Source organism: Blautia sp. SF-50, from assembly GCF_900101315.1.
GTDB lineage: Bacteria > Bacillota > Clostridia > Lachnospirales > Lachnospiraceae > Blautia_A > Blautia_A fusiformis.
In genome coordinates this window covers 1-9,112 of record NZ_FMUW01000056.1, presented here as the reverse complement: position 1 = coordinate 9,112, position 9,112 = coordinate 1, and the positions used below count along the sequence as shown (strand labels likewise).

9 protein-coding genes are annotated in these 9,112 nt (G+C 46.5%); 1 reads left to right on the top strand and 8 read right to left on the bottom strand.

The window, feature by feature from the left end; all coding sequences use genetic code 11:
* Window positions 1-239: 239 nt before the first annotated feature.
* Window positions 240-1,229: an aldo/keto reductase gene (locus BLP57_RS17135; protein ID WP_059086650.1), complete on the bottom strand. Its 990-nt coding sequence runs from the start codon at window positions 1,227-1,229 to the stop codon at window positions 240-242.
* A 69-nt stretch (window positions 1,230-1,298) separates the two neighbouring features.
* On the bottom strand, window positions 1,299-2,804 hold the full coding sequence (gene arfA / locus BLP57_RS17130; protein ID WP_092073488.1) for an arabinosylfuranosidase ArfA: 1,506 nt from the start codon (window positions 2,802-2,804) through the stop codon (window positions 1,299-1,301).
* Window positions 2,805-3,146: 342 nt separating this feature from the next.
* Between arfA and BLP57_RS17125 the strand changes: the two genes are divergently transcribed.
* Complete coding sequence (locus tag BLP57_RS17125; protein ID WP_092073485.1) at window positions 3,147-3,923, top strand: helix-turn-helix domain-containing protein; 777 nt, start codon at window positions 3,147-3,149, stop codon at window positions 3,921-3,923.
* 54 nt (window positions 3,924-3,977) lie between these two features.
* On the opposite strand, the gene BLP57_RS17120 is transcribed toward BLP57_RS17125, so the two are convergent.
* The 6 genes from BLP57_RS17120 to BLP57_RS17095 form a co-directional block, all read right to left on the bottom strand.
* Window positions 3,978-5,675 carry an acyl-CoA dehydratase activase gene (locus BLP57_RS17120; RefSeq protein WP_092073482.1) on the bottom strand — a complete coding sequence of 566 codons (1,698 nt, stop codon included), beginning with the start codon at window positions 5,673-5,675 and terminating at the stop codon, window positions 3,978-3,980.
* The gene (locus tag BLP57_RS17115; RefSeq protein ID WP_092073479.1) at window positions 5,672-6,952 is read right to left on the bottom strand and encodes a 2-hydroxyacyl-CoA dehydratase subunit D; all 1,281 of its coding nucleotides are present in this window, start codon (window positions 6,950-6,952) and stop codon (window positions 5,672-5,674) included. The genes BLP57_RS17120 and BLP57_RS17115 overlap by 4 nt, the downstream gene beginning before the upstream one ends.
* A gap of 316 nt (window positions 6,953-7,268) precedes the next feature.
* Window positions 7,269-7,448, bottom strand: a complete 180-nt coding sequence (locus BLP57_RS17110) for a DUF6472 family protein (protein WP_092073491.1) — start codon at window positions 7,446-7,448, stop codon at window positions 7,269-7,271.
* A 107-nt stretch (window positions 7,449-7,555) separates the two neighbouring features.
* Entirely contained in the window at window positions 7,556-8,014 is a 459-nt protein-coding gene (locus tag BLP57_RS17105) for a ferritin-like domain-containing protein (RefSeq protein ID WP_044961927.1), read from the bottom strand.
* A 64-nt stretch (window positions 8,015-8,078) separates the two neighbouring features.
* A complete protein-coding gene (locus tag BLP57_RS17100; protein WP_092073476.1) occupies window positions 8,079-8,741 on the bottom strand; it encodes a DUF5110 domain-containing protein in 663 nt (220 codons plus the stop codon).
* A 174-nt stretch (window positions 8,742-8,915) separates the two neighbouring features.
* Window positions 8,916-9,112, bottom strand: a 197-nt coding sequence (locus BLP57_RS17095) for a zinc ribbon domain-containing protein (RefSeq protein WP_092072574.1), incomplete at its 5' end; no start/stop codon positions are given.

Here is a 9,112-nt window from a genome sequence, read left to right as displayed (position 1 = left end):
GTTACTGTTCACTCCGTTCTCAGCAACACGCTTCGCGATGCACAGAATTTATGCTAATCGCATAAATTCGCGCGGTATGTCTCGGGTTTTCTGTGACCTTCGCTCACAAAAAACACCTCGCGGAATATTACCAGTGAACAGTAACCCGGAGACTTTCCTGATTCAGTTAAACAATTATTTTGGCATAAAAAACTCCCTGTTTCACTACTTTTCATAGTAAAACAGGAAGTATATAAATCTTATTTTGAGATCTCGTCGATCAGACGCAACTCCTCAGCTGTAAACGGTGCACAGTGGATCGCTTTCACATTATCAAGGATCTGCTGCGGCTTGGAAGCTCCGATCAGAACACTGGTAACTTCCTTATGCTGAAGCAGCCAGCCAAGCGCCATATCAGCCAGCTTCTCTCCACGCTGGGCTGCCAGATCGTTCAGTCTCCGGATCTGATCCAGACGCTCCGGCGTCAGCACACTTTCCTTAAGGAATCTTCCATCTTTGCGGATACGGCTGTCCTCCGGGATCCCGTTCAGGTAACGGTCTGTCAGCTGTCCCTGAGCAAGAGGGCTAAAGGTGATCAGACCTTTTTTCAAAATGCCGGTGGTTCTCTTGAGACCGTTTTCTTCCACAGTTCTGTCAAAAATGGAATACCGGTTCTGGTTGATCACAAAGGGACATTTCAGATCCTTCAGGATCGCTGCCGCCTGGCTTAAGGTTTTTCCATCATAATTGGAAAGTCCCACATAAAGGGCCTTGCCCTGCTGAACCGCTGTTGCCAGCGCCCCCATAGTCTCCTCAAGCGGAGTCTCCGGGTCCATTCTGTGATGGTAAAAAATATCCACATATTCCAGACCCATGCGCTTCAGGCTCTGGTCAAGGCTCGCCAGAAGATACTTGCGGCTGCCCCAGTTTCCATAAGGGCCTTCCCACATATCATAGCCTGCCTTTGTTGTGATGATCAGCTCATCACGGTATGGCATCAGTTCTTCTTTCAGGATCTTGCCGAAATTCCGTTCCGCACTTCCATAGGCAGGTCCGTAATTATTGGCAAGGTCAAACTGTGTGATACCATTGTCAAAAGCTGTAAAGCACAGCTGCTTCATGTTTTCATAATCAGAAGTATCTCCGAAATTATGCCATAATCCAAGAGACACCTTCGGAAGCATCAGGCCGCTTTCACCGCAGCGGTTGTACTCCATAGTTTCGTAGCGTTCCTTTGCAGGTGTGTACATAAAAAGACCTCCCATAATGTAGCATGATTTACATTTTCTGTAACTGCTTTTACTATACTTCACCGGCCCTTATTTCGCAAGACGGATCATATTCCAGCTGTGTTTTGCAAAAACTGCTTCCAGTTTTCCGCCGTCCAGCTTTGAGCATTCTGCACTGGCTTTTACAGGAACTACATTCTCGGGCTGCGTCTCTGTATTGACTGCCTGAAGATTATCGTTATTCAGCACGATATGCTCTACGATCTTATATTCCTCAAACTGTCTCAAGTCACAGGAAACTTCCATATCCTCATCCAGACTCTTATTCACTGCAAAGATCGTCAGCGTATCCTTTTCCTCATCCCAGACACACACAGAATCCAGATATGGCGCTTCGCCATAAGTTTTGCTCTCGTATACCGGTGTGAGAACCTGTGTATTAAGGACGGTTCCTCTTCCAAACACACTTGTCAGCATATACGGATAAAAGATCGTCTGACGCCATGCGCCTGTATCGGATGTCATGATCGGCGCAATAACATTTACCAGCTGTGCCATGCAGGCGATCTTTACACGATCTGCATGACGAAGAAGTGTGATCAACATGCTTCCCACAAGAAGTGCATCCTCAAAGTTATAAACATCCTCCAGCTGATGGGGCGCCTGTACCCATTTTTCCAGTTTTTTATCCTGTTCATTGCTGTGGTACCATACGTTCCATTCGTCGAAGGAAAGATTGATCTGTTTTTTTCCATGCTTCTTTGCTTTTACAGCATCGCAGATGGAAACCACTCCTGAGATAAAATCATCCATGCCCTTGGAGCTTGCCAGAAAATCGGCAGTGTCTCCCGATGCATTTCCATAGTACTGATGCAGGGAAAGATAATCCACCTGATCGTAAGCCTCGTCAAGAACCGTATACTCCCAGGAGCCAAAGGTAGGCATTTCCAGACTGGAGCTTCCGCATGCAACAGTCTCAACCTCCGGATCCATAAATTTCATCAGGCGGGCAGTCTCTGCTGCAACTCTTCCGTACTCTGCCGCAGTTTTATGTCCCATCTGCCACGGACCGTCCATCTCGTTTCCGAGACACCATAATTTGATATCATGCGGCTGTTCATAGCCGTGAGCCTTACGGAGATCACTGTAATAGGTACCACCCTTAAAGTTACAGTATTCCAGAAGATTTTTCGCATCCTCCGGTCCTCTTGTTCCCAGGTTTACTGCCATCATCACATCGCTGCCAGCTTTTCTGGACCAGTCCACAAACTCATTGAGACCAAACTGGTTTGTCTCGATCACGCCCCAGGCCAACTCCGGTCTGGACGGACGCTGAGCTTTCGGTCCGACGCTGTCCTCCCAGCGGAATCCGGATACAAAATTTCCGCCCGGATAACGAACGATCGGTACCTGAAGCTCCCTTACCAGTTCCAGAGTATCCTTCCTGAATCCCTGCTCATCAGAAAGGGGGCTGCCTTCCTGATAAATCCCCTCATAAACCGCACGTCCGAGATGTTCTATAAAGGAACCATAGATCCTTTTGTCTGTTTTTCCGGTGAGGAAATATTTGTCCACGATGATCTGCGCTTTTTTCATTGTAAAAATCCTCCTGTAAATTATTATTTTCTGCCTGCCACTGCATTGGACTCTGTTTCCGATTCCGCCATATACCGGCTCTTACGCCTCTGTTCGCTCACACACTCTCAGACAGATCGGAAATCAACCGTTTCTATGTTTCATTTTACCATCCGGTTCTATCCATACCAGTGATTATCTTCCGAAACAGTTGACTTTTTTTCCGGTAAGATTTATCGTAAAGACAGTCTTACCAGACGGACGTCCCTCTGTCACTTTACTTTATACTTCCAGACAGAAAGTTCTTTACAATGCCACAGTCGGATTGTCTGATCTACGTAATGAAAGGAGCGCAGCATTTTCATGGATTTCACCTTAAATTTCTGCGAATACAACCGTTCCAACTCCGATTACGACAGGATTTTCCGACCGGAGGGAAGCGGAGATTTTCTTTTTCTTTTATTTAAAACACCAATGAAGGTTTATCTGGACGGTCAGCTTACTGTCACCCGGGATAATGCCTGCATCTTTTATATTCCGGGAAATCCCCAGCATTATCAGGCTGTGCGAAAATTTCGGAACAGTTATGTCCATTTTTCCTGCGGAGAAAATCTGGCAAAACGGTTCGGACTTCCCTGCAACGAAATTTTTTACCCCAGTGACTGCCAGGAGATCGATCACTGTATCCAGAAGCTGCAGCATGAATATCTGAACAGAGAAGTTTTTTCCCGGGACTACGAGCATGCCCTGCTCTGCCAGCTGATGATCACAGCCTCGCGGGAACTCCGCAGTACAGATACAGGCAAGCCTTCAGACTCGGAACTCTGCAGCCTGTTCCAAAAAATCCGTCTGGAAATGCTTACAAATTACGAAAAGCCATGGACAACAGAAAAGCTCTGCGCCATGGCTAATCTCGAAAAAAGTCAGTTTTATTCCTGTTACCGGAATTTTTTTGACAGCACCCCTCATGCTGACCTGAATCTGCTCCGTCTGGAAAAAGCCAAAAATCTGCTCACCAACGAAGCTCTGCCTGTTCAACAGGTGGCTCTGCTGTGCGGATTTTCAAATCTCTCCCACTTCAGCCGGTACTTCCGAAAGAACTGTGGCTGTTCGCCCAGTGAGTGGGCACGCCGCCCCTGACCAAAAGGGTATTCACACTCTGCATTCACTGCGCAGGCAACTTGTCTGATCTGATCACCGTGCCGCATTACACTTCTCATAAGCAAACAGTGCCGCACCAAGCGCACCACAAAGCTGTGCCTCATCACAGATATAAAGCTTCGCCCCCAGCTTCTCCTCCAGTGCCTGGATGATACCTTTATTTCTGGCAACACCACCGGTCATCATGTATTCCCCCGGATTCTTTTTGCCAAGGCGGGCTGCAAGAGCTCCTACCTTGGAAGCAACAGATACATTCAGACCATGGATGATATCTGCCACGTCCTTATTCTGGGCAACCAGGGAAACTACCTCGGACTCTGCAAATACAGTACACATGCTTGAGATCACTACGTTCTCTTTCCACTCCAAGCCACGGGTACTCATCTCCTCCAGGGAAAGTCCAAGAGTACGGGCCATCATTTCCAGGAATCGTCCGGTTCCTGCTGCACATTTATCGTTCATCAGGAAATTTTTTACCGCACCGTTCTCGTCAATGCTGATCGCCTTGATATCCTGACCGCCGATGTCGATAACTGTACGCACATTCGGATTCAGATAATGGGCTCCCTTTGCGTGACAGGTAATCTCTGTGATACTGTCATCACCACTGTCAATATAGGCACGTCCATATCCGGTAGTAACGATACGCACGATATCTTCTTTCCTGATCCCTGCTTTTTCCACGGCCATCTCCAGGCTCTTCTCTGCACTCATCATAGCGCCGCCGCCTGTGGGAATGATCATGGTCGATTTAATTTTTCCGTCTTTATCCAGGATCACAACATCTGTACTTGTGGAACCGCTGTCGATCCCTGCCACATAATAAACTCCTGATTCCATTTTTTTCCTTACCTCCTCACTGATTCCTTTTGATGGGTCCATATCCTCAGAGCCTTCCAGGGTCTCCGCAAAAGCCTGCACTCTGGTAAGGAGCTGTCCTGCACTCTGGCTTGTAAAATCTGTCTCGATCTTCAGAAGCGGAACCTTGATATCACGCTTGATGCTTGCATACTCAAATCCGTAATAGTCGCAGAATTTAATAGTATGATAAATGATCCCCTTCAGGTTCGGATCCAGATACAGCCGGTTTCTTCGGGTGCTGTTGTTCATACGGAAGCAGGGCATCTGGGAAAGAAGTGCATCCGCATAAGCCAGGAACATGGCATCGTCTTCCATTTTTTCCAGCTCCTCACGGATCACTGCAAGACGTCTTCCACCTGTACAGGTCAGGTTTTCCACATCCATGCGGATATTATCCCGGATCATTTTTTCCAGGATGCCGCTGACACGGACACCCAGAACACCGATATACGGCTGGTTATCCACAGTCTCATGGGAAAAAGCATTCAGAAATCCACTTCTGTCGAAGGTTTTCCCCGAAAATTTCTCATAAGCTTTCTTCAGACGGTGGATGCCCTGGGCAAGCTTCACCTTTTCACAGTCGTTATCCTCATGAGGCATGTCCAGCATGTACAGAAATTTACATTTACCGGTACTTTCCACAATGTCGTACACACGGCGCATGGAATCACAGCAGTTAACAAGAACAAGCTGCTCTACCTTTCCCTCCAGCACTGCCTGGATCACAGATTTTCCGAAGCCACAGAGATTGGCATGGGCGATCTGGTCCGAAAGCTCAAAATTCTCCGGCATTTCCTCAAGAACCGCACATTCCTCGCCAAAGCCCTTAAACAGCTCCAGCGGTGTATATTTACAGACGTAATGTATCATGACCGTTTTTCCTCCTTACCTTCTGACAGCATTTCCAGATATGCCTGAAGTCGTGTGGATACCTGGCCGTCACTGGAATTGGCCGGGTTGCAGCCGTCACCGTCCAGGACCATGGTGGGAAGTCCTGCATTTTCCAGAGAATTTTTGATCAGGCTGGAAGCTCCGATGGTTCCCTTGCAACCCCAATGCGCAAAAAGGATCCCGCCGTCTGCCTCTGTAAGGTTCGCCAGCTCCTGGGCACGCCGAATCCTCTGCTTCACACTTCCATTGTAAATGCAGTTGACCATTTTTTCCGCAAGGGCCTCATAAGGATCCGAGGCCTGCATCCGCTGAAAACCGTCTGCAACAAAATCACAGGCACGGATATGCACGTTCTGGCTGTAATTAAATACATCCTTTACCGGCTCCTGCAAAAACGGCATCATATGCATCCACAAAATATGAAGACCTTCCCCCTTTGGTGCCTTCTTCACATCCTCAAGAAGCATTTTTGTGTATTTCAGGGATTCCTCTGAGCCCGCCAGAAGATGGCACATAAAGATCGCATACAGCTCATTTGTCAGGGAAGTCACCGGATCGTGATCCTTTCTGAGGGCAAGCTGGCTGCTGTAATAGGAGGCCGCTTCATTGCTGTTGGCAACTGCACGCTGTACCGACTGCTCGGAGATTTTTTTCCCGCCTACATCCTCCAGGAATTTCTTCAGCTCGCGGAGCTGATCTGCAACATAGCTGATGGAATCCTGATTTTTTTCATAGGGTACGTCAATATAAAAGCCCGGAATCTGATACTTCTGTTTCAGATAAGGAAACGTCATCATGTTTCCATCGCAGGCAAGGTTTGTGTAGATGGTACATTTGGGCTTCGGTACCAATCCTGTCATGGACGCTCCCAGAAAAACTCTGTGATAGGAGCACATGGTTTCCGGAAAGCCCTCTGATTCCGTCTGTGCCAGAAATGCCTGCTCACATCTGGTTCCGGCGATGAAGCAGGACATTGCCTCCACGGAATACGGAGTGATCCCTGCTGCTGTCAGAAGCTCTCCCGGTACAAAAATGCTCACCAGAGCGGTATCGTCCGGTTTTGCAAGGGCTTTGATAATATTCTGCATGACTACACGGGCTACATACTGTCCCGAAGCCGGAAGCTTCCTGTCAGGAAAAAGCTGCAGACGTTTTTCCTGAAGCCGGTATCCAGTGAGAAGAAGTTTTCGTGCTTTTTCCGGATCCCTGATGGATTTCTCTCCCACCATATCCCCGAATTTCTTTATAATATCCAATCTGTCACATCCTCCGTCAAATCAAAAAATCTATTATAAGTCTGTCAGACGCTTACCCGAAATTTTGTCTCAGACAAAATTCTGTAGCATTATCATCGTCTGGATGGTATAAAGGTTCCACCTGTCAGACCAATATTTTTATTATAAAGATATTTTTTTCAAATGTAAACACGCTAATTTTTACAAATTTGAAGCCTTTTGCACATATCAAAACATCAAAATGCAGATTTTCCACAAAACTCTCATTCCTTTTCGTGGAAAACCTGCTTTTGTCTTATCACATTATCTTCTGCTCTGTTTTTTCCGTTACTCTGTATCACATCTGATGACGTACCACCTTATATTCATCTCCGGAACGATAATACGGACATTCCTTGTAAGCGCTGCTCACAAAACGATAATATTCATCCTCATCCAGATTGACATCACAGTAATATTCGTCACACTCTTCATCATATGTATAGTTTGCACAGTATTCGCAGCTGGTTCCCTTCATATTTATTTCTCCTCTCTTTGCAGGAAAGTATTTCTCCCTGCTGTTCTCCTGATTATATAATAAAAAAAGGAAGAATTCCATTACTGAAATCCTCCCTTTTTTATATATCAGAACATTCCGTTCACAGTCTTATATTTGTAAAGCATCTCCGCATGATTCTGCTCTTCCACCTGGATATCTGCCAGAAGCTTCCTCACACCACTGTCTTCAAAAGCAAAAACATCCGAGTTGTATTCTCCGGAAATCAGCTTTTCTGTTCCGATACAGTCTGTTGCAAGAAAAGCATCGTGTTCCTTATCCTCTGAGGACATCACCGATGTGTAAGCAGCCTTTGGCTGGTAATCACGGCCGTCACTGTCATTACAGTTTACCTGTGGAACTGTACCGGAAAGCACCTGGCTCAGGGAATCGTAATGCTCCTGCTCTTTTTTCTGAAGAGTCTGAAATAAGCTTTTAAGCTCCGGATCCCTGGCCTGCTGTGCGTATTTTCCGTATTTTTCAATGCAGCTTTTTTCCTGTGTCTGAAGATCCTGGATCACTGTGCGTTCTTTTTCCTTTAATATCATTATGATCATCCTTTCTTTTGATAATAATGATAGTATGGTTTGGAAACGCGATTTTATTCATGTTTTACGCAGTCAGGATCTCCATCAGTGCTCCGTAAAGATCCTTGTCCAGCTCCATAGACTGAAGCTCAGATAAAAGAACCGGCAGCTTCTTTCCGGCTGTGATCAGCTGATATAATCTGTCCTTCAGTACAAAACCGATCTCTGCCTGGTTCAGGAAATCGAAGATACGTTTCTCTATACGATTATCCGCTACCTCTCCTGCAAGAATGATCTGCACCTCTGCCGCTGTGTCTGCTTCCACTTCCACACAGATCTTCTGAAGCTTCTCTTCATATTTTACAGCAGCCTCAGTCTCTGCTCCGTTAACCAGAACCTTCACAGTATCTGTTCCTGTTTTCGCAAAATTACAGAACTCCACGGTATAAGCTCTCTTTGCCGGGATCAACTCTGTTTTTCCCTGTGCGGGATGAATGGTAAACACTCCCTGATCCTTTTCCTTATAATCCATTTCCGTAAATACACAGGCACCATTTTCGTAAGCACAGGTTTCGTTGTCATCCTCATACAATCTGAAGCTTCCGTCAGCACCCGGGAATACCCGGATATTCAGGCTTTCCGGATTCTTTTCCGCCTCTGTTCCACGGATCTCATCGGTCATCACCAGAATACCGCCTGCTTTTGCAAGAACCGGGATACTGTCCAGAGTACGGTACATATCCACCATTCGTCCACCCTCATAGCGCAGACCTGTTTGACACTCCCCACAGCTAAAGCAGGGGGATTCTTGCTTCTCCCACTACTGCATTGGCAAACACCTTACGGTACTGCAATGTCTTACACAGTGTCCACAAGCTATATTTATACTGTTCCCGTATGCCCTACGGTACAGTTTTTATCTTTATGCAGACTGCATCTGCAGTCCTTTTTTCAGAATATTGATACTTGCATTCGTATCCCGGTCATGAACCGCATGGCATTTGGGACACTCCCAGATACGAATGCCCAGATTTTTTATCCGTGGATTTCTGTAGCCACAACAGCTGCAGGTCTGACTGCTCGGATACATCGTTGGTACTCTGTGAATTTCATTTCCAT